General features: G+C 71.1%; 15 protein-coding genes. 6 read left to right on the top strand and 9 right to left on the bottom strand.

Annotation, left to right across the window (positions count from 1 at the left end; genetic code table 11):
- Positions 1-426: 426 nt before the first annotated feature.
- The 3 genes from ACIQF6_RS27890 to trpS all read right to left on the bottom strand — a co-directional run bounded on the left by ACIQF6_RS27890 (position 427) and on the right by trpS (position 3,387).
- A complete protein-coding gene (locus tag ACIQF6_RS27890; RefSeq protein WP_400899744.1) occupies positions 427-1,077 on the bottom strand; it encodes a nucleoside/nucleotide kinase family protein in 651 nt (216 codons plus the stop codon).
- Positions 1,078-1,172: 95 nt separating this feature from the next.
- The gene (locus ACIQF6_RS27885; protein WP_400899742.1) at positions 1,173-2,102 is read right to left on the bottom strand and encodes an LD-carboxypeptidase; all 930 of its coding nucleotides are present in this window, start codon (positions 2,100-2,102) and stop codon (positions 1,173-1,175) included.
- Positions 2,103-2,322: 220 nt separating this feature from the next.
- Positions 2,323-3,387, bottom strand: a complete 1,065-nt coding sequence (gene trpS, locus ACIQF6_RS27880) for a tryptophan--tRNA ligase (protein WP_400899740.1) — start codon at positions 3,385-3,387, stop codon at positions 2,323-2,325.
- Positions 3,388-3,699: 312 nt separating this feature from the next.
- On the opposite strand from trpS, the gene ACIQF6_RS27875 reads away from it, so the two are divergent.
- Positions 3,700-4,554: a hypothetical protein gene (locus ACIQF6_RS27875; protein WP_400899738.1), complete on the top strand. Its 855-nt coding sequence runs from the start codon at positions 3,700-3,702 to the stop codon at positions 4,552-4,554.
- A gap of 220 nt (positions 4,555-4,774) precedes the next feature.
- On the opposite strand, the gene ACIQF6_RS27870 is transcribed toward ACIQF6_RS27875, so the two are convergent.
- The 3 genes from ACIQF6_RS27870 to ACIQF6_RS27860 all read right to left on the bottom strand — a co-directional run bounded on the left by ACIQF6_RS27870 (position 4,775) and on the right by ACIQF6_RS27860 (position 10,026).
- On the bottom strand, positions 4,775-5,224 hold the full coding sequence (locus ACIQF6_RS27870; RefSeq protein WP_400899736.1) for an NUDIX hydrolase: 450 nt from the start codon (positions 5,222-5,224) through the stop codon (positions 4,775-4,777).
- A gap of 205 nt (positions 5,225-5,429) precedes the next feature.
- Positions 5,430-9,140 carry an ABC transporter ATP-binding protein gene (locus ACIQF6_RS27865; protein WP_400899734.1) on the bottom strand — a complete coding sequence of 1,237 codons (3,711 nt, stop codon included), beginning with the start codon at positions 9,138-9,140 and terminating at the stop codon, positions 5,430-5,432.
- Positions 9,141-9,363: 223 nt separating this feature from the next.
- On the bottom strand, positions 9,364-10,026 hold the full coding sequence (locus ACIQF6_RS27860) for a TetR/AcrR family transcriptional regulator (RefSeq protein WP_400899732.1): 663 nt from the start codon (positions 10,024-10,026) through the stop codon (positions 9,364-9,366).
- Positions 10,027-10,156: 130 nt separating this feature from the next.
- Between ACIQF6_RS27860 and ACIQF6_RS27855 the strand changes: the two genes are divergently transcribed.
- The 4 genes from ACIQF6_RS27855 (at position 10,157) to ACIQF6_RS27840 (ending at position 16,436) form a co-directional block, all read left to right on the top strand.
- Positions 10,157-11,872, top strand: a complete 1,716-nt coding sequence (locus ACIQF6_RS27855; protein ID WP_400899730.1) for a carboxyl transferase domain-containing protein — start codon at positions 10,157-10,159, stop codon at positions 11,870-11,872.
- Positions 11,873-11,966: 94 nt separating this feature from the next.
- The gene (locus ACIQF6_RS27850; protein ID WP_400899728.1) at positions 11,967-14,195 is read left to right on the top strand and encodes an acetyl/propionyl/methylcrotonyl-CoA carboxylase subunit alpha; all 2,229 of its coding nucleotides are present in this window, start codon (positions 11,967-11,969) and stop codon (positions 14,193-14,195) included.
- Entirely contained in the window at positions 14,192-15,187 is a 996-nt protein-coding gene (locus ACIQF6_RS27845; RefSeq protein WP_400899726.1) for a hydroxymethylglutaryl-CoA lyase, read from the top strand. Before ACIQF6_RS27850 ends, ACIQF6_RS27845 begins: the two co-directional genes overlap by 4 nt.
- A gap of 58 nt (positions 15,188-15,245) precedes the next feature.
- Entirely contained in the window at positions 15,246-16,436 is a 1,191-nt protein-coding gene (locus tag ACIQF6_RS27840) for an acyl-CoA dehydrogenase family protein (RefSeq protein ID WP_400899724.1), read from the top strand.
- Positions 16,437-16,540: 104 nt separating this feature from the next.
- On the opposite strand, the gene ACIQF6_RS27835 is transcribed toward ACIQF6_RS27840, so the two are convergent.
- From ACIQF6_RS27835 to ACIQF6_RS27825, 3 genes are all read right to left on the bottom strand, one after another.
- A complete protein-coding gene (locus ACIQF6_RS27835) occupies positions 16,541-17,341 on the bottom strand; it encodes a hypothetical protein (protein WP_400899722.1) in 801 nt (266 codons plus the stop codon).
- Between the two features lie 199 nt (positions 17,342-17,540).
- Positions 17,541-19,172, bottom strand: a complete 1,632-nt coding sequence (locus tag ACIQF6_RS27830; RefSeq protein ID WP_400899720.1) for a hypothetical protein — start codon at positions 19,170-19,172, stop codon at positions 17,541-17,543.
- 454 nt (positions 19,173-19,626) lie between these two features.
- Entirely contained in the window at positions 19,627-20,136 is a 510-nt protein-coding gene (locus tag ACIQF6_RS27825) for a universal stress protein (protein ID WP_400899718.1), read from the bottom strand.
- A gap of 219 nt (positions 20,137-20,355) precedes the next feature.
- Between ACIQF6_RS27825 and ACIQF6_RS27820 the strand changes: the two genes are divergently transcribed.
- Positions 20,356-20,619, top strand: a complete 264-nt coding sequence (locus ACIQF6_RS27820) for a hypothetical protein (RefSeq protein WP_400899716.1) — start codon at positions 20,356-20,358, stop codon at positions 20,617-20,619.
- Positions 20,620-20,734 lie beyond the last annotated feature (115 nt).

Genomic DNA, 20,734 nt, shown 5'->3' with positions numbered 1-20,734 from the left:
CTCCAACCGATCCAGAGGACCGGCCGGGGATGTCAACATATCTGGCGTTGACTTTTGGCACGCTGTTGAGTTCTCAAGGAACGGACACTTCCTTCAGGCGGCCTTCCGACCGGCCCTCCGGGCGCTTCGTTCTTTCGTGTTTCCAGCTTATCAGATGTTTTCCGCTCCGTTTTCCGGAGTTTCGATCCGACTCGCTTTCGTCTTCTGCGACCTGACGGCCTGTCCGACGTTTCAAACTCTAGCCGATCCCCGCTCCGAAAAGCGAATCCGCCGCAATCTCCGAAAACGCGCACAGCAAATACGAACGGAGACGCGAAAAGGACGCGACCCGTCACGGATCAACTGGGTGGTTCTTGAGGATTGGCCGCCCCGGGACCGTCCACGCAGATGCGTGTCCGGTGCTCCCTGCCGAGCGACTAGGTAACACTACGCCGATCGGTGGGCAGGTGCAAACGCGTCCGTACGGACCACCCAGTCGCAGGTTGGCCGGGTGTTCTCCACGTGAGCCGCGTTGGGCTGGTCGTTGGTGTCGATCCGGTGGCGTGCGGTGGGGCGGTCCTGACCGCCGGCGGTGTGGCGGGCGAGTAGGCGGGCGTCCCGGGCGACGGGGTCGGCGTCGACGTACCAGAGCTCGCGCAGCAGCGCCCGGGCGTCCTTCCAGGGGGTGGTGGGCGAGGCGAGGTAGTTGCCTTCGGTGACGACCAGGCGGGTGCAGGGGCGGATCAGGTGGCGGGCGGCGACGGGTTCGTCCAGCGTGCGGTCGAAGTCGGGCACGTAGATGTCGTGGAAGCGGTCGGCGGCGACGCGCTGGACAAGGGCGAGGTAGCCGCGGGCGTCGAAGGTCTCGGGGGCGCCCTTGCGGGAGCGCAGGTCGAGGCGGTCGAGCTGGGCGTTGGAGAGGTGGAAGCCGTCCAACGGGAGGTAGGCCGCGGTGTCGGGGCCCTCGTGGCGGTTGACCTCGTCGATCAGCAGGCGGGCGAGGGTGGACTTTCCGGCGGCGGGCGGGCCGGCCAGGCCGAGGAGTACTCGGCCGGTTCCGCTGCCGGGGCCACGCAGCAGACCGAGTGCGCGGGACACGGCGGTCGCTGCGGGGGCGGAAGTCGGCCGGGCGGACGGTGCGGTGGGAGACGTTGCTGCAGCGGGGGTGCCTTCGGCGTGCATGGCCCGCCACCCTACGCGTCGGTGGGGGCGGTGAGAACGGGCGCATCGAGCGTGAGCGTGGCAGCGTCTGCGTCCAGCGTGGCGGGGACGCCGAGCGGGACGGTGATCGAGGACGGGGCGTGGCCGAAGCCGAGTTCCCAGACGACCGGGACTCCGAGTTCGCCGAAGTGGTCGAGCATCACGGCACGTACGCCGTCGAGCGGCCCGCACAGGTCCCAGGAGCCGAGGACCACGCCCGCAACTCCCTCCAGGGCTCCGCTGCGTCGCAGCTGGGTGAGGATTCGGTCGAGTTGGTAGGGCTGCTCGTTGACGTCCTCCAGGATGAGCAGCCCGCCGGCGAAGGACGGGCGGGCACCGGGGGTACCGCGGTCGGCGGCAAGCAGGGAGACGCAGCCGCCCATCAGGACGCCGTGTGCGCGGCCGGGAACCAGCGTCGCGGCGTCGGGGCCCGCAAGGACGGTCGTGGTGGCCGGCTCGAACAGAGTGCGGCGGAGGTGCTCGGCGGTCGGCGCGTCGGTGCTGAAGACGCCGGCGCCGGGCATCGGGCCGTAGAGAGTGGGGACGCCGAGGCGCTGGGCGACGGCCTCGTGCAGGACAGTGATGTCGCTGAACCCGATCAGGGGTTTGGGCGGGGCGGCGCGCATCGCGGCCCAGTCCAGGAGGTCGACCATCCGGTGGACGCCGAAGCCGCCGCGCACACAGAGGACGGCGGCGATGTCGGGGTCCAGCCAGGCCGCCTGCAGGTCGGCGGCACGGTGGGCGTCGATGCCCGCGAGGTACGGCAGGGTGGGGTGGGTGTCGTGGACGTGCGGGAAGACCACCACCTCCAGACCCCAGGACCGGAGGATGTCCGTTCCGAGGGCGAGTCGTGCGGAGTCGACCGCGCCGCTGGGGGCGACGAGGGCAATGCGGTCACCGGGACGGAGCGGGCGCAACGGCATCAGGAGACTCCTTTGTGGTGTGGTGCGCGGGTGGGACCGCGAACTGGGCACGGCACGTGAGCCGGCGGATGGTCTGCCTGCGGATCGGTGGTCTGCCTGCTGACGGTATCCCCCGGCAGTGAACTCGCCACCCTGTTGCGGTTGCTGCCGATCTGCCAGGTTTCCGGGGCGGAGTGCGCGGGCCGCTGCGGGCGGACGGCCCGCGCACCGGTCGGGTCGGTCAGAAGGTGCCCATCGCGGTGCGGACCTCGGTGAGGGTGCGGTCGGCGATCGCGTTGGCGCGGGCGTTGCCGGTGTGCAGGACTTCCCGGAGCAGCGCGCGGTCGGCGGCCAGTTCGGCGCGGCGGGTCCGCAGGGGGCGGAGGTATTCGTTGACCGCCTCGGTGGCGGTGCGCTTGAGCCGGGCGGCTCCGCCGGAGCCGATCTCCTCGGCGACGGCGTGCGGGTCGCGGTCCTGGCAGAGGGCGATCAACAGCACCAGGTTGGAGACCCCGGGGCGGGTCTCGGGGTCGTAGCTGATGTAACGGTCGTTGTCGGTGACCGCGCCGCGCAGCAGTCGCGCGGTCTCGTCCTCGTCGGCGCCGAGGGTGATGGCGTTGCCCCGGCTTTTGCTCATCTTTCCGGCGTCGGTGCCGAGGAGCAGCGGGGCTTCGGACAGCAGGGCCTGCGGTTCGGGGAACAGCGGGGTGTAGCGGTCGTTGAAGCGGCGGGCGATGGTGCGGGTGGTTTCCAGGTGCGGGAGTTGGTCCTGGCCGACCGGGACCAGGTCCGCTTTGCAGAACAGCAGGTCGGCGGCCTGGTGGACGGGATAGGTGAACATCAGCCCGCTGACCGTCGCCTGCCGGGAGTGGGCGATCTCGTCCTTGACGGTGGGGTTGCGGGAGAGTTCGGCGACGCTGATCAGGCTGAGGAAGGGCAGCATCAGCTGGTTGAGGGCGGGGACGGCGCTGTGGGTGAAGATCGTGGCCCGGTCCGGGTCGACTCCGGCGGCCAGGTAGTCGAGGACCAGGTTCTCGGCGTGCTCGGCGACCCGGTCGGCCCGGTCCCGGTCGGTGATCACCTGGTAGTCGGCGATCACGATCATCAACTCGATGCCCTGGCGCTGGAGTTGGACCCGCTTCTGGAGCGTGCCGAAGTAGTGGCCGAGGTGCAGAGGTCCGGTCGGGCGGTCGCCGGTCAGGATGCGGCGGTGGCCTTCGGCGCTGGATGCGATCAGCGGGTTGGCGGTGCTGGGCGCGGCGTCCGAGACGGCGGAAGCGGCGGAGACGGCAGAAGCGGCGGTCATGGCGGGAGTTCTCCTCCGATTGCGGTGGTGACCGCCCGCCGGGGTGGGCCCGGGTCCGTCGAAGGTGCTCACGCCGGGGCCGCCCGTACGGACGGCCCTGGAGTCATGCGAGGGGATCGGCCGTCCTAGGACGGCCACCAGCACAGGCATGACGAGAGAGACATGCCCTCACCATAACGTGGCGGCCAGGTCGACGGGCGGGATTCGGGCAGGACGGGGCGGAACCGCCAGGCTGTGCAGGCACGTCCCTTGGCCCGGCGCGCACTGGTGGTGCAGGATCGGGCGAGCCGAGAATCCGGAGGATTTGCAGCCATGACCTCGCTCGACCAGAACGCGCCGAACCGGCCGGACGCGAACGCCAGTGGCGCTGTGGCGAGCGCGGATCCGGCAGGCCCCGGCGCGGGGCATGGCTCGGCACTGTCCGGGTCGGACCTGGACGGGTCCGCCGACGCCGATGCGGACGGTCACAGAGCACCGGACGCCCGCGACGGGACCGCCGCCGGGTTGCCGGCAGTGCCGGGCCCGGCGCGGGACGCCGACGGTCTCAGGCCGTCGGGTGCCGAGAACGTGGTGCCGGGCGTGACGGGTGGGATGGGCATGGCGGCCGGGAGCACAGGCACTCCTGGGTCGCCCGGCTGGTCGTCAGGGGCGTGGGGCGCGGGCGCGGTGGCAGGACGCACGCGGCTGCCACGACGGCCGACACCTTCACGGCGGCTGAGTCAGGTGCGCGCCGTTCCGCCCGCGTCGGCACCGTTCGGCGGCACCGCGCCGACCGGACTGGTCGCCGCCGAAGTGGAGACCTTGCCGGCTGCCCCCGTGGGTGTGCCGATGGGCGTGCTGATCGGCGGGTCGCCCGGGCCGATCGACAGTGCCGGCCCTGGTGTGGCGCGGGTCGCGGAGCGTCGGGTGTCCGCCCGGTTGCTGCGGTTCGGCTCCGGAACCTGCCAGGTGGTGCTGCCGGAGTGGCGGCCGGCCATCGCAGTGTCGGTCCCCACTGAGCAGTTGCAGCGCTCGACCGGGATGAGCCCGGAGGAGCTGCGCTCCGCCCTGCTCTCGGTGGTGATCAACCCGGAGGCTGTGCACGACCGCGAACTGGGGCTGCGCGACTGGCAGGCCGAGGTCCCGGCGGCTCGCGGACGCCGGAGGGGTCGACGCCAGGTCCGTTGAGCGGCTCACTCGGCTGCGGCTTCGGCATCGGCTGCGGCTTCGACGCAGGCGCGGACGCAGTTGTGGGCGCGGTTGCGGGCGTCATCACGTCGGCACTGCGGGTGCCGTGACGGGGCCGGGTGACGGGTGACGGGTGCGAATGCTCGGGGACGGGCGGCTCCTCCGCGCGTGCTGCCGGAGTCCGGTGTGGCCGGGGTGTTGCGGCCTGCCGGGCCTTCCGTCAATTGCGCTGTTTCGTATCGGAGTTGGGCACGTAGCCGAGGTGGACGGGGACGAGCGGACCGGGTTCCGAAGACCGGAGTCCGGCCACCAGCTCCGCCAGGTTCGGCGGCCACAGCGGATCGGCATCCGGCGCGGCCAGCTCGGCGGGCGTCCACCAACGCCACCCGAGGATGCCGTCGGCGCGGTGGGCCGCCGCCACGTCTCCTGGCTCGCGTCGCGGACCGTAGGTCAGGAAGATGTGCTCGCTCTGGCGAACGGGTATGCCGTGCCAGGTGAAGTCGTGCTCCCAGGTGCAGAGGAGTTCGCCGGGCCGGAGGTCGGTCCAGCCGGTCTCCTCGCGCAGCTCACGGAGCGCTCCTTCGGCGGGCGTTTCACCCGACTCCAGGCCGCCGCCCGGGGCGTTCCAGTGCACCCCGACTTCGGAGTTGTCCGATCGGAACAGGAACACCTCACCTTCCGGCGAGAGCACCACCGTTCGCGCCGCTCGACGGGGTAGCCGCTCGCCCTTGGGCTTCTGACGTCCTGTGATCCACTGCACACGGAGAGCCTGACAGGACGACTGCCGAACTGTCGATCGAGTTTTCGGTCGCAGCGGCGGGCCGGAGGGCTCCGGACCCGACGACGTGCCGGGCCCGGAGCTGTGGCGGGGGCAATCAGCCCGGTACCGGGGCTGGGTGTCCCTCCGCGATGAAGGCGTTCCACAGCTTGGCGTAGGCGCCGTCGCGGCCGAGCAGGTCGGCGTGGGTGCCGTCCTCCACTATTCGTCCGTGGTCGAGGACGACGATCCGGTCGGCGCGTTCGGCGGTGGTGAGCCGGTGGGCGATGACCAGGGTGGTGCGTCCGCCGCTGAGCCGGTCGGCGGCGTGGTTGACGGCTGCTTCGGTGGCGAGGTCGAGCGCGGCGGTGGCCTCGTCGAGAAGCAGGATGTCGGGATCGACCAGTTCGGCCCGGGCGAGGGCGATGAGCTGGCGCTGGCCGGCCGAGAGATTGCGGCCGCGGCCGGCAACGGTGTGTCGGTAGCCGCCGGCAAGCCGGGTGATCATGTCGTGCGCGCCGACCGCCTTGGCCGCGGCTTCGACTTCGGCGTCACTCGCATCGGGGCGGCCGTAGGCAATGGCGTCGCGGACCGTACCGGCGAACAGGTACGCCTCCTGCGGGACGACACCGAGCCGGTGCCGGTAGTCCTCCAGGTCGTAGCGGGTCAGGTCGGTGCCGTCGACCCGGACGGTGCCGCCGGTGGCGTCGTAGAACCGGGCGACCAGCTTGACCAGGGTGGACTTGCCGGCGCCGGTCTCGCCGACCAGCGCGACGGTCTGGCCGGCCGGTATGTGCAGGTCGATGCCGGAGAGCACCTCGGGACTGCCCTCGCCCCCGCCGTTGTAGGCGAAGCCGACGTTCTCGAAGGTGATCTCGCCGCGCAGCGTCCCGACCGGGAAGGGCTGTTCGGCCTGGGGCGTGCTGGTGGGAGTGCGCAGCAGCTCGCCGATCCGGCCGAGGCCGACGGCGGCCTGCTGGTAACCGTCGAAGATCTGCGAGAGCTGGCTGACCGGGGCGAAGAACAGGTCGATGTACAGCAGGTACGCGACCAGGGCGCCAATGCTCAGGGTGCCGTGATCGACCCGGGAGGCGCCGGCGATCAGCACCAGGGTGGCGGCGACGCTGGACAGGAACTGCACGAACGGGAAGTACAGCGAGATGTACAGCTGGGCCTTGACCCGGGCGTGCCGGTAGGCGAGGCCGCGTTCGACGAACCGGTCCGTGTTGGCGTCCTGGCGGCGGAAGGCCTGGACGATCCGCATGCCGGCGACGTTCTCCTGCAGATCGGCGTTGACGGTGCTGATCAGGTCGCGGGAGATCTGGTACTGGTGCGCGGACTTCTTGCGGAACACCAGGGTGGCGATGATCAGCGGCGGCAACACCATGAGGACCATCAGGGAGAGGCCCGGATCGATCACGACCAGGGCCGCGAAGATTCCGAGGAAGGTGAACAGGCTGACCACGGCCGTGACCACACCGGTCTGCAGGAACGAAGATATGGAATCCACATCGGTCGTCATGCGGGTCATGATCCGACCGGTCAGCTCGCGCTCGTAGTAGTCGAGGCCGAGCCGGTTGAGGTGGGCGAAGATCTTCAGGCGCAGGGTGTAGAGGACGCGTTCGCCGGTACGCCCGGAAACCTTGCTCTCGGTCGCCTGCACCAGCCAGTCCAGCAGGACGATGACGAGTGCCAGCAGGGCGGCGATCGCGACGCCCCCGATGGCGGCCTTGTTGACGCCGTCGTCGATGCCGTGCCGGATCAGGACCGGCAAGGTCAGACCGGCCGCGGTGTCCAGCGCGACCAGCAGCAGCGCAAGCAGCAGCGGGCGGCGGAACGGGGCGAGCAGCCGGGCGAGGTTGAAGCCGGGGTCGGCGGCCTCGGCCTGCGCGATCGGGATGTCAGGGGTGTCGGTCGCGGGTGCCAGCGCGGCGACCTTGGCGAGCAGTTCGGCGTCGGCACCGGGCTTCGCGGCGACCGGCTCGGCCTTCTCGGCCTTCGCGGGCTCCTCGTCCGGCTCGGGCCGGGCGGCGGGGGCGGCCAGCGCGTCAGGGTCCGTGATCAGCGAGCGGTAGCGCGGACATCGAGCGGTGAGTTCCTCGTGGGTGCCGATGTCGATCAGCCGGCCGGCGTCCAGGACAGCGATGCGGTCGGCGAGTTGCAGGGTGGAACGGCGGTGCGCGATCAGCAGGGTGGTGCGGCCCGCCATCACGCTGTGCAACGCATCGTGGATCTCCGCCTCGATCTGCGGGTCGACCGCCGAGGTGGCGTCGTCGAGCAGCAGGATGCGCGGGTCGGTGAGGACGGCTCGGGCCAGGGCGATGCGCTGGCGCTGGCCGCCGGAGAGGGTGAGGCCCTGCTCGCCGACCTTGGTGTCGTAGCCGGCGGGAAGTTCGCGGATGAAACCGTCGGCCTGGGCGATCCGGGCGGCAGCGAGGATCTGCTCCTCGGTGGCCTCGGGGTGGCCGTAGGCAATGTTGGTGCGGACCGTCTCGGAGAACAGGAAGCTCTCCTCCGGCACGATGCCGATGGCGCCGCGCACCGAGTCGAGGGTGGCCTGGCGGAGGTCCTGTCCGAACAGTCGGACGGTGCCGGAGGTGGGGTCGTAGAAGCGGGGCACCAGCTGGGCGACGGTCGACTTGCCGGAGCCGGAGGCGCCGACCAGGGCCAGGGTCTCCCCCGGCTCGATCCGCAGGCTGAGGCCGTCCAGCACCGGGACGCCGTCGGGAACGCTGCCGGGCTCGGGGTGTTCCTCGGCCCGGTAGTGGAAGGCGACCTGGTCGAGCTCCAGCGCGGGTGTTCCGACCGGGGCCGCATCCGGATCGAGCGGCCGGGCGTCCGCGATCTCGGAGACCAGCGGGCGTTGGTCGATCAGCTGAAGGACTCGTTCGACACCGGCGCGGGTCTGCTGGGCGACGGTGATCACCATGGCGAGCATCCGGACCGGGCCGGTCATCTGCGCCAGGTAGGTGGAGAAGGCGACAAAGGTGCCGAGGGTGACATCGCCCCGGACGGCCAGCCAGCCGCCGATGGCGAGCACCGCGACCTGCCCGAGTGCGGGAACGGTCTGCATCGCCGGGGTGTAGCGGGCATTCAACCGGATCGAACGGAGCCGGGCGGCGAACAGCTCCCGCGAGGCCCGCTCCAGCTTGCCGCGTTCCTGTGCCTCCTGGCCGAAGCCCTTGACCACCCGGACGCCGCCGACTGCGGCATCCACCACGCCGGCCACCTCCGCGGCCTGCTGTTGGGCGGCCCAGGTCGCCGGGAAGAGGCGCTTGCGGCTGAGCGTGGAGAGCCACCACAGGGCCGGAGTCATCACCAGCGCGATCAGGGTGAGCGGCAGTGACAGCCAGAACATGACCAGCAACGACATGCCGAACATCAGGGCGTAGCCCGTCATCATCGGCAGCATCGAAAGCAGCCCGTTGACGAGTTGCAGGTCGGAGGTGGCACGGCCGACCACCTGCCCGGTGTCCAGCCGGTCCTGACGGTGCCCATCGAGTCCGGTCAGCGAGCGAAACAGGTCGGCGCGCATGTCGTGCTGGACGTCCAACGCGAGCTGCCCGCCGTAGTAACGGCGGATCTGCGTGCACAGGAACACCGCAGCGGCCGCGACCAGGAGCAGCACCGCCCAGGGCATGAGCGGGCGACGGTGCGTGGTGATCACGTCATCGATGATCAGCTTGGTGATGAGCGGGACGATCGCGGTGATCGCCATACCGACCAGCGACGACCCGAAGGACAGCGACAGGTTGCGACGGTAGCGCCAGCAGTAGCCACCGAGCCGGCGGAGCCAGCCTTGCTCTGGGAAACCTTGAGTCTCGGGCATATTTAGTGATGCTAACCATTCGGCCGATTGAGCGTCCATCGGATTCGACAGGCGCATAGGAGGCTGAACGACCCGTGGTCGAGCTTCCTTCCCGTCTTCAGCCTGCCCACGGCACGCGGGGGTGCGCCTCCTACGGTCGGCTGCACTTGGGTCGGCCGATCGTCCTAGGCGGGGGTACAGCCAGCTTCAACTCGGGCACTGGAGCTGCCCTGAAATTCGCAGGTCAGACGGTTGAGCGCGGCTCCACCACCGCAGCGGCGGCCGCCCCGAACGCGCCGTGGGCCAACGTGCGCAGCAGTGCCGCCATCGCGTCACGGGTCAGGCCGGCCCGCTCGGCGGCGAGGTCCGCCGGAGCGGCCTGCGGCGCAGCGCTGTGCGGGGTGGAGTTCAGCAGGCCGAAGACCGCGTGCACGGCGGCGCGGGCGACCGGTTCGGCCTCGGCGGCGGCCAGCGCGGCGAAGGCCTCGCGCACCACCGCGACCCACAGCTCGACATAGCCGCGCTGCAGCCGACGGACCCGGCGACGGTCCTCCTCCTTGAGGTGGAGCAGCTCGCGGTCGTGCAGGATGATCAGGTCCCGGTCGTCCAGCGCGAAGTCGATGTGGCCGTCGATCAGGGAGTCCAGCGCGGCCTGCGGCCCGGCGGCCGCCCCGGCCCGGCGTCGGCCCTCCTCCAGCAGGCGCTCGCTGATGCCGACCAGGAGGTCGGCGAGCATCGCGTCCTTGCCCGCGAAGTGCCGGTACAGGCCGGGCCCGCTGATGCCGACCGCCTTGCCGATCTCGTCCACGCCGACGCCGAGGAAACCGCGGGCGGCGAACAGCCTGGCGGCCTCCTTCCGGATCTGGTCACGGCGTGGGAGCACGGGGGCGGCGGGGCGGTTGGGCATGCTGCCCATCGTAGACAGTCGGGTTATCGCTGGTTAACCTGGCCGCAGAGTTAACGCTCATTAACACGGGCTGGCCGGCTCGCCCTTCGGCCTGCCCGGATCCGAATCCGAGGGCAAGGGAGCTCTTGGGATGGTCCCCTCTTCGGCACCGACCTCATCGTGGTCTCCGGCTTCGCCTCGAAACGCTTCCGCATCGACGCAGCCGGCAACGCTGTTCGACGCCGCCGCCGCACCGGCGCCCCGTCTGGAGAGCGCGGTCGACCCGGCGTCACCCGCCGGTCTCGCCAACGCGCAGGCCCACCGGGCGCTGGTCTCCGAGCTTCGCGAGAAGCTCGCGACGGCAGCACTCGGCGGCGGCGAGAAGGCTCGCACCAAGCACACCGCCCGCGGCAAGCTCCTGCCGCGCGACCGGGTGGACACGCTGCTCGATCCCGGTTCGCCCTTCCTGGAGCTGGCCCCGCTGGCGGCCGACGGCCTGTACGACGGGGCCGCCCCCGCCGCCGGTGTGATCGCCGGCATCGGACGGGTCGCCGGACGCGAGGTCCTGGTGGTGGCCAACGACGCCACCGTCAAGGGCGGCACCTACTACCCGATGACGGTGAAGAAGCACCTTCGCGCGCAGGAGGTGGCCCTGGAGAACCGGCTGCCCTGCATCTACCTGGTGGACTCGGGCGGCGCGTTCCTGCCGATGCAGGACGAAGTGTTCCCCGACCGCGACCACTTCGGCCGGATCTTCTACAACCAGGCGCGCCTGTCCGCCGCCGGGATCCCGCAGATCGCGGCGGTGCTCGGCTCGTGCACCGCGGGCGGCGCCTACGTTCCCGCGATGAGCGACCAGGCAGTGATCGTCCGCAACCAGGGCACCATCTTCCTCGGCGGCCCACCGCTGGTGAAGGCAGCCACCGGCGAGGTGGTGACCGCGGAGGAACTCGGCGGCGGTGACCTGCACTCGCGGACCTCCGGCGTGACGGACCACCTGGCGGAGGACGACGCGCACGCGCTCTCCATCGTCCGCACCATCGTGGCCGGACTCGGCCCGCGCGCCGCGAAGCCCTGGCCGCTCGCCCCGGTCGAGCCGCCCGCGGTCGACCCGGCCGGCCTGTACGGCGTGGTGCCGGTGGACCCGCGCACCCCTTATGACGTGCGCGAGGTGATCGCCCGCCTGGTCGACGGCAGCCGATTCGCAGAGTTCAAGGCGGAGTACGGCACCACCCTGGTGACCGGGTTCGCCCGCATCCACGGCCACCCGGTCGGCATCGTCGCCAACAACGGCGTCCTGTTCGCCGAGTCCGCGCTCAAGGGCGCGCACTTCATCGAGTTGTGCGACCAGCGGGGCATCCCCCTCCTCTTCCTGCAGAACATCACCGGCTTCATGGTGGGTCGCCAGTACGAGGCCGGCGGCATCGCCAAGCACGGCGCCAAGATGGTCACCGCGGTGGCCTGCACCCGGGTGCCGAAGCTGACGGTGGTCATCGGCGGTTCGTACGGCGCGGGCAACTATTCGATGTGCGGCCGGGCCTACTCGCCTCGCTTCCTGTGGATGTGGCCGAACGCGAAGATCTCCGTCATGGGCGGGGAGCAGGCGGCCTCCGTACTGGCGACGGTCCGACGCGACCAGTTCGAGGCCCGGGGCGAGGACTGGCCGGCCGAGGCCGAGGACGAGTTCAAGCGCCCGGTCCGCGAGCAGTACGAGCGACAGGGCAATGCCTACTACGCCACCGCACGGCTGTGGGACGACGGCGTGATCGACCCCATGCAGACCCGAACCGCACTCGGCCTGGCGCTCACCGCCTGCGCCAACGCCCCGCTCGCCGAACCCCGCCCGTTCGGAGTCTTCCGCATGTGACGCCCTGCCGGAGCGCCGAGCCGCAGGCCGGTCACCACTTCTGATGCTTCGTCAATTCGCTCACCCGTTCTCCTTGCAACGGAGGCACACCTCCATGTTCGACACCGTGCTCGTCGCCAACCGCGGCGAGATCGCGCTGCGGGTGATCCGCACCCTGCGCCGGCTGGGCGTGCGCTCGGTCGCCGTGCACAGCGACGCGGACGCGGACGCCCCGCACGTCCGGGCCGCCGACCTCGCGGTCCGACTCGGGCCCGCCGACCGGAGCGACAGCTCGGCCGCCGAGACCTACTTGCGCACCGACCTGATCCTCGACGCCGCCCGCCGGACCGGCGCGCAGGCCGTCCACCCCGGCTACGGGTTCCTCGCCGAGAACCCCGCCTTCGCCGAGGCCTGCACGCAGGCCGGGCTGGTCTTCATCGGCCCGCCGCCGGCCGCGGTGGAACTGATGGGCGACAAGATCAACGCCAAGGAAGCCGTCCGGACCGCCGGCGTGCCCGTCGTCCCCGGCAGCGAGGACGGCGCGCCCAGCGACGAGCAGCTGATCGAGGCGGCGACCCGGATCGGCTACCCGGTGCTGCTCAAGCCCTCGGCCGGCGGCGGCGGCAAGGGCATGCGGCTGGTCCGCGACCCGGCCGACCTGCCCGCCGAGCTCGCCGCCGCCCGCCGGGTGGCCCGCACCGCGTTCGGCGACGACACCCTGCTGCTGGAGCGCTGGGTGGACCAACCGCGCCACATCGAGGTTCAGGTCCTGGCCGACACCCACGGCCGGACCGTCCACCTCGGCGAGCGCGAGTGCAGCCTCCAGCGTCGCCATCAGAAACTCATCGAAGAGGCTCCTTCCGTCCTGTTGAACACCCGGACCCGGGCCGCGATGGGCGCAGCCGCGGTGCGTGCTGCCGAAGCCTGTGGCTACACCGGCGCCGGCACGGTCGAGTTCATCGTTCCCGGCGGGAATCCCGTCGGAGCCGACGCGGACGACGTCCTCGACTTCTTCTTCATGGAGATGAACACCCGCCTCCAGGTGGAACACCCCGTCACGGAACTGGCCGTCTCGGTCGACGGCCCCGAAGGCCCGCAGCGGCTCGACCTGGTCGAGTGGCAGCTGCGCGTCGCTTCGGGCGAGATGCTGTCGTTCACACAGTCCGACATCTCCTTCCAGGGCCACGCAATCGAGGCCCGTATCTGCGCCGAGGACCCGGAGCGGGACTTCCTGCCCACCGGCGGTGAGGTACTGCTGCTGGACGAACCCTCGGGCGAGGGCATCCGGGTGGACTCCGGAATCGCACCCGGCGACCGGATCGGCAGCCTGTACGACCCGATGCTCGCCAAGGTGATCGCGTACGGGCCCGACCGCCCGACCGCCATCCGTCGGCTGCGGGCCGCGCTCGCCGAGACCCGCATCCTGGGCGTCACCACCAATACCGGCTACCTGCGCCGGCTGCTGGCTCAGCCCGAGGTGACCGCAGGTCAACTCGACACCGGACTGGTGGAACGCAGCGCCCAGCAGGACCCCTCCCTGCTCAGCTCTCCGTACACCCGACCCGACACGATCGACCTGCTCTACTTCGCCGCCGCGCTGGTGCGACAGCTCGAACTCGGCCACGCCGACGCCTCCGACGGCTGGACCGACCCCTTCTCCCTCCCTTCCGGGTGGCGGCTTGGTGGCGAACCTGCATGGACCACGCACCGGCTCCGGCTTGCCGGTCGCGATCCGGTCGCCGTGAGTTGCCGAATGACTACCAGTGGTGAATTCGAGAGCGCTATCGGTTTTTCCGGCGCCAAGACCCCGGAGTGGGAGGTCAGGCTCGACGGAGGCACCATCCGGAAGGCCCGCGCCAGCCGGGACGGAAACCTCCTCCGCCTTGCGGTTGACGGCCTGCAGGCCAGTTTCACGGTCGCGGAGGAACGCACCGCGGAAGGCATCACGACCTGGCTCGGCACCGACGGAGACGCGTGGCCCGTTCACCCGTTCGACGCAATCGCCGAGCGCGCCGCCGCCGGGACCGTCCACCACGGGACCCTCACCGCCCCGATGCCCGGCACCGTCACCGTGGTGAAGGTCGAGGCCGGCGAACAGGTCCGGCGCGGGCAGGCGCTGCTCGTTCTGGAGGCGATGAAGATGGAGCACGTCATCTCCGCGCCGCACGACGGCACCGTCGAGGACCTACGGGTCACCGCCGGTGCGACTGTCGCGATGGATGAGCCGCTGGTCGCGGTCGCCCCCGCCGACCAGGAAACCGTCACCACTGCCGAGGCGGAAGCCGGCGTCAGCACTGGAGCGGAAGTCGGGCCCACCGCGGAGCTGTCGGAGGCTGCACGATGACCACCTCTTCCGACCGGGCCGCAACCGAGCCGACCGTGCTGGAACTCGGCCTTCCGGCCCCGGTGCGTGACCCCGATCTGCCCGCCCGAGTGCGTATCCACGAGGTCGGCGCCCGCGACGGACTGCAGAACGAGAGCAGCCTCGTCCCTGTCGAGATCAAGGCGGAGTTCATCGCCCGGCTCGCCGCCGCAGGCTTGCGCACCGTGGAGGCCACCAGCTTCGTCCACCCGAAGTGGGTGCCGCAGCTGGCTGACGCCGAGGAGCTGATGCCGCGACTGGCCGAGCTGCCGGACCGGTGTCCGGGCCTGCGACTGCCCGTCCTGGTGCCGAACGAGCGCGGACTGGACCGAGCGCTGGCCCACCGCGTCGCCGAGGTCGCCGTGTTCGCCAGCGCCACCGAGACGTTCGCCCGGCGCAATCTCAACCGCTCGGCGGACGAGGCGATGGCCATGTTCCGGCCTGTGGTCGAGCGCGCCACCGCGGCGGGCGTCCCGGTGCGCGGCTACCTGTCGATGTGCTTCGGAGACCCGTGGGAAGGGCCGGTACCGATCGCCCAGGTGGTCCGGCACGGCCTGACCCTGCTGGAAATGGGCTGCGCCGAGCTGAGTCTCGGCGACACCATCGGCGTCGCGACCCCCGGCCAGGTCAAGGCACTGATCGACGAATTCACTCGATCCGGCGTTCCGATCGGCCGGGTCGCGGTGCACTTCCACGACACCTACGGGCAGGCGCTGGCCAACACGCTGGCCGCGCTCCGCTCCGGCGTGACGGTGGTGGACGCCTCCGCCGGCGGCCTCGGCGGCTGCCCGTACGCCAAGAGCGCGACCGGCAACCTGGCGACCGAGGACCTGGTCTGGATGCTGCACGGCCTGGGCATCGAGACCGGCGTCGACCTGGCCTCGCTTGCCGAAACCAGCGGCTGGATGGCACGTCGGCTCGGCCGCCCCAGCCCTTCGCGGACCGTCCGCGCCCTGCTCGGGCCCACGGCCTGACTCCTGACTCCACAACCCCCACCCGGCCCACCAGGCCTCGATCCCGGGAGGACCACCCGTGCTCGACCACCGACTGAGCAGTGACTACGAGGAACTCCGCCGCACCGTCGCGGAGTTTGCCAACGACGTGGTTGCGCCGAAGATCGGCGAATACTACGAGCAGAATGAATTCCCGTACGAAATCATTCGCGAAATGGGACGGATGGGCCTGTTCGGGCTGCCGTTCCCCGAGGAGTACGGCGGCATGGGCGGCGACTACTTCGCGCTCTGCCTGGCCCTGGAGGAACTGGCCCGGGTCGATTCCTCGGTGGCCATCACGCTGGAGGCCGCGGTCTCGCTCGGTGCCATGCCGATCCACCTCTTCGGCACCGAGGAGCAGAAGCGTGAGTGGCTGCCGAAGTTGACGTCGGGCCAGATGCTCGGCGCGTTCGGCCTGACCGAGCCCGAGGGCGGCACCGACGCCGGCGGGACCCGCACCACCGCGCGGTATGACGAGGCCACCGACGAGTGGGTGATCAACGGCAGCAAATGCTTCATCACCAATTCCGGAACCGATATCACCGGGCTGGTGACCGTCACCGCGCTGACCGAACCGACCACACATTCGAGTGATGAGGGCGTAAATCACTCGCCCACGCGGGAAATCTCCTCCATTATCGTCCCCACTGGAACCCCCGGGTTCCAGGTGTCGAAGAAGTACTCGAAGGTCGGGTGGAACGCCTCCGACACCCGCGAACTGTCCTTCAGCGACTGCCGAGTCCCCGCGGCCAACCTGCTTGGTCGCCAGGGCCGCGGCTACGCCCAGTTCCTTCGCATCCTCGACGAGGGCCGCATCGCCATCGCGGCCCTGGCCACCGGCCTGGCCCAGGGATGCGTCGACCAGTCACTGTCCTACGCCGCCACTCGCCGCGCCTTCGGCCGGCCGATCGGCGCCAACCAGGTCATCCAGTTCAAGCTCGCCGACATGGAGATGCGCGCACACACCTCCCGCCTGGCCTGGCGGGACGCCGCCTCCCGGCTGCTGCACTCCGAGCCCTTCAAGAAGGAGGCAGCCATTGCCAAGCTGTACGCCTCCGAGGCGGCGGTCGACAACGCGCGCGAGGCGACCCAGATCCACGGCGGCTACGGCTTCATGAACGAGTACCCGGTCGCCAGGTTCTGGCGCGACTGCAAGATCCTGGAGATCGGCGAGGGCACCTCCGAGGTCCAGCGAATGCTGATCGCGCGCGAGCTCGGCGTCAACTCCTGAACAACTCCTGAATCAGGCACCAATACAGCACTTCTGACGGTTCGTCACCTTCACGCGAGTCCGGACCGCCGCGTCCCGGACCCACCTGCAGGGCGGCCTGCCGGTCAAGGCCGAAGCGGCGGCAGAGCCGACGTCCTGGCGTCGGTGTCGATCTGGTCGTAGCGCTCCAACGCCAGTTGGAACGCGGTCGGCTCGATCCTCACCGCGCCGGAGAACGGCCCGCTCATCACCGCCACCATGCTCACCCCGAACGCAACGGAGGCACCCACGAAGCACATCAGCATCAGATTCCGCGCGGTGGCCATCAGCCCGATCACCGACGGCGTGGCAAGCACGAACACCGCGCCCACCAGTAGGCCACCGATCGCCACCACCGGCACGGACGCACGAATATCACCCAGTCGCGCGTTCCGCATGGAGTTGACGTCGGACAGGCTGTGCAGCACGTCGGTCCGTGCGCTCGTCTCCGCCGGAGTCTGCACCGCGGCGTGATCGACCGCAGCCTGCACCTCGTCGACCGCCTGCCAGGCGGCCTGACTACCGATGTCGTGCTGCATCGTCGCCCACTCCTCGTCGATCACCACCTTGGTGTAGTTCCGCAGCCGGTCCCGAACCAATGACCGGTCGGCGTCCGCCAGGCCACCGGCATTCCAGTAGGCCTCCGCGAGAGCCCGCGACTCCTCGTAGGTGTGCTGGCGCGCCGAATTCAGCTGCTGCCAGGTGCCGGCAATGCTGAAGCCCAGAAAGAGCGCGAAGAAGCCGAGGATCGCCGCCCCGGCAAAGGACAGCGCCTGCGGTGTCGTGGACCCCTCCCGCGCCCGCTTGGTCCGTCCCAGCAGCAGGCCGATCACCAACGCGAGCGCCGCACCCGACACGGCGGCGATTGCGACGATCAGCATCGGCACCGCCCGTTCCCGCTGCTCCGGACGCCCTGCCTCGAACCGGGCCGGTCGTGGGACGCCGTCCACCGCCGGAACCCGAGGATGTCCTCCTGCGGCACATCGTTCCTTGACTCGACAACAGTTGCGCCATCGACAACCCCACGAATCACCAGGGCAGTTACCGACCCGCCGTCAGCCGATCGGCCCAGGTCCCCGCGCGCCTTCACCGCCGCCACCGGCCCCGGACGGAGAACGACGCCGCCAACACGCACAGCACCGGAAGGAGAATGGCCAACAGCAGCATCGTCACCTGGGTGATGTCCCACAGGTCGTCCTCTCCCTCCTGGGGCGTCCAGTCCTCGTCCCCGGGCTGGGCCTGCGCCTGCCCGCCCGGCGACTGGCCGCCGCCGGACGCCCCTGCCCCGGGGCCCGCCCCCTCGCTCTGTCCGGCCGTCGCACCCGAAATCGGCCCAGGGGTCGCCGTCCCACCGCTCCCGGGCCCTACGCCCGGATTGGCCGGCCCAGCCCCAACCAGCTTGCCTCCGAGCCCGGTTGAAGCGCCGCCCGTCCCCGGCGCAGCAAAGGGCGAGGCCGGCAGCGCGAAGGCCGTCCCGCCCGGCAGCAGCGCTGGTGCTGCGCCAGGCAGGAAAGGTGTCAGCAACTGGCCCGCGGCAGCCGCCGCCGCAGGCTGCCCGGGAGCGGCGGCAGCAGCCCCTCCAGCCGGAATGGGCACGGGGAGCAGCCCCGCCGAGCCCGCCGCTCCTCCCGCCACGCCGCCCCCGGCCCCGGCCCCAGCCCCAGGGGCGGCGGCGCCGGGAGCAGCTGCTGCGGCCGCAGCCGCACCGGCTGCTGTCCCTGTCCCCGTACCGGCGCCGGCACCAGTGCCCGTGCCAGCGCCGGTGCCAGGAGCCGCGCCGGTCCCCGTGCCCGTGCCGGTGCCGGTACCGCCGCCAGCGCCGGTGCCGGGAGCTGCGCCGGCCCCGGTCCCGGTGCCCGGGCCGGCCCCAGTGCCCGGGCCCGTGCCGGGGGCGGTTCCTTCGCCCGGTGCAGCGGGCGGAGTCGGCGCCGTGGCGGGAGGGGTCGGGCTGAGCCCGTCGTAGGCTCCGGGCGCGTCGGCGAAGACCTTGCGCCGCGCTTGGAGGCTGCCGTCCGGACCGATCGTCGCGTCGTCCGCCAGGCCGTCGGCGCGCGCCGTACCGGTCTGGTGACCCGGGTGAGCAATCCCAGTGGCCTGGCAGTCGACGCTCTGCCCGGGGGCCAGCGTGAGCCCGGTGTCGGGGCCCGAGCAGATCACTGCCCCCACGTCGGGCAACCCTTCGACCACCGCGATGTCGGTGACCGGGACATCGCCGAACACCTCCAGGCGGTACCGGAGTTCAACGGTCCCGCCGACGACTGTCAGCACTCTCGGCACGGCACTGCGGCTGCTGACAGAGGGCGCCGCTTCCGGAACGGACCGACCGGCTGGGGCGACGCCCGTGCCGGTAGGTGCTCCCACCCGGGTGAGGAGAAGGCCGGCGGTGATGCCCTGGTAGCCGACGGGTGCGTTCACGTGGGCCTGCGGCAGTCGGTTGGGGGCCTGGGCGGTGGCGGTGACCTCGGCTGCCTGGGATCCGCCCAGGACGGTGAAGGAGGCGGTGCAGTCGAGGCTGCCGCCCGGCGGGATGCTTCGGCCGGTGTCGCATTGGGCCTGTCCCCCCGGGAGTTGAGGGTCGCTCAGCACGACATCGGTGAGCTGGTATTCGGCATGGTTGGTGAGGTGGTAGGTCCGATCCGCCACCTCGTCCGCGCGGAGTCTTACGTTCAGGTCGGCACTGGTGTTCGTACGGACGTCCATGGTCAGGACGTCGCCCACCTCCCCGCCCCGGGTGGCGCCAGGTTCCGAAGTCCAGGCTGCAAGGGCGGTCGGCACCAACAGGACAGCTCCGAGTAAGGCCGGCGCGGGGTGGCGATCAGCGCTTGCCACCCGCGCGCGCCATCTGGCCATCGGCAGGCCGATATGACGATGAATCACCTACGAATGGTTCACCACGTACCGGATCGGCAGCTGATCTGACGCACACGGCGACGCCGGAACGACTCGTTCGGCCGTATCGGAGCGCCGAACGACCCGACCCCGCGGGCCGCCCCGGGCTGCGGATGGCCAGTTCCTCCTGCCCGCATCCGGCCATGATCCGACGGCCGCCCGTGGTGCGCCGGGTGGGGCGGGAGGGAAGGGCCAGGAAGAAGCGGAGCCGGGAGGTGAAGCCAGGGGACGGCCCGGGAGGTGCCGCCAAGGTAGAGGTGGATGCGGGGCGGCGTCTGCGTGATCAGGGAATGACGATGACGGGGCGGTTGGCGCGGCGGGCGAGGCGGCCGGAGACCGAGCCGAAGATCTTGCCGAGCAGCCCGTGGGTGCTGCCGACCACGATGGCGTCCGCGGCGTACTCGCGGCCGACCTCTTCGATCTCGTGGCAGATGTCCCCACCCCGTTCGACCAGGATCCAGGGGACGCCGGAGAGGAAGTCGGCGCAGGCGAGTTCGAGGCCGAGGATCTCGGTGCGCTGGTCGGGGAGGTCGACGAAGACGGGCGGCTCGCAGCCGGCCCAGACCGTGGCGGGGAGCCGGTTGGCGACGTGGACGATCACCAGTCCGCACTGGGAGCGGCGGGCCATGCCGACGGCGTAGGCCAGGGCGCGTTCGCTGGAGAGCGAGCCGTCGAAGCCGACCACCACGCCATGCTGGAACTGCGGATCGCAGGAGCGTGAGCCGTGCTCCTGAAGCTGCGGTTCGCCATCGCCGTCGCGGCGGCCGACGGTCGGACGGGAGCTGTCGGTCATCGCGTCCTCCGCAGTACCGGGTTGTGGGACGACGGCAGGATCCGCCGCCGTGCCAGGAGTGACAGGGGTCGGGGCCGGGCGCCCAGGGTCGTGGGGCCCGGGTTGGCTCGCACGTCGACGGCGGGCGAAGCGTCCGAGCACGCCCATGTGCCCGGCAGCAGCCGTCCCACTCGCCCAGGACGGCCAACTCGCCCAACTCGCCCCATCAGGACGACCCGCGTGACCCGGGTGGCCCGGATGACGCGGGTGGCCCGCCCCGTCGGAGCGGCCCACCTGGCCGGAGTGGTCGGGCGCGTCCTCGGCGTCGTGGTGTCCGCCGGCGGCACCGGTGTCGCCGTCTCCGCACACGTCCGCACGGCGGCCTTCACCGTCTCGTCGACGACCGTCTCCGTCTTCGGAGCCGTCAGCGTCGGGGTGGCGGCGTGCCGGGGCGGCTCCCGGCGGGGTGCCGAGGAGCTCGGTGGTGGAACTGTCGTCCCGTGAACTGCCGTGGGCAGAACCGGAAGGATCTCGACCAGCCATGGCTCAAAACTCTTCAACCGGGATGGGACTGCACAGAGGGACACAGCGGCGGACCGCCCTGGCCCGGGGGAAGGCA

It is taken from the genome of Kitasatospora sp. NPDC092948, assembly GCF_044754805.1.
Classification (GTDB): Bacteria; Actinomycetota; Actinomycetes; order Streptomycetales; family Streptomycetaceae; genus Kitasatospora.
Note: the sequence above shows the minus strand (reverse complement) of the source record. Positions and strands in the feature narration are given on the sequence as shown.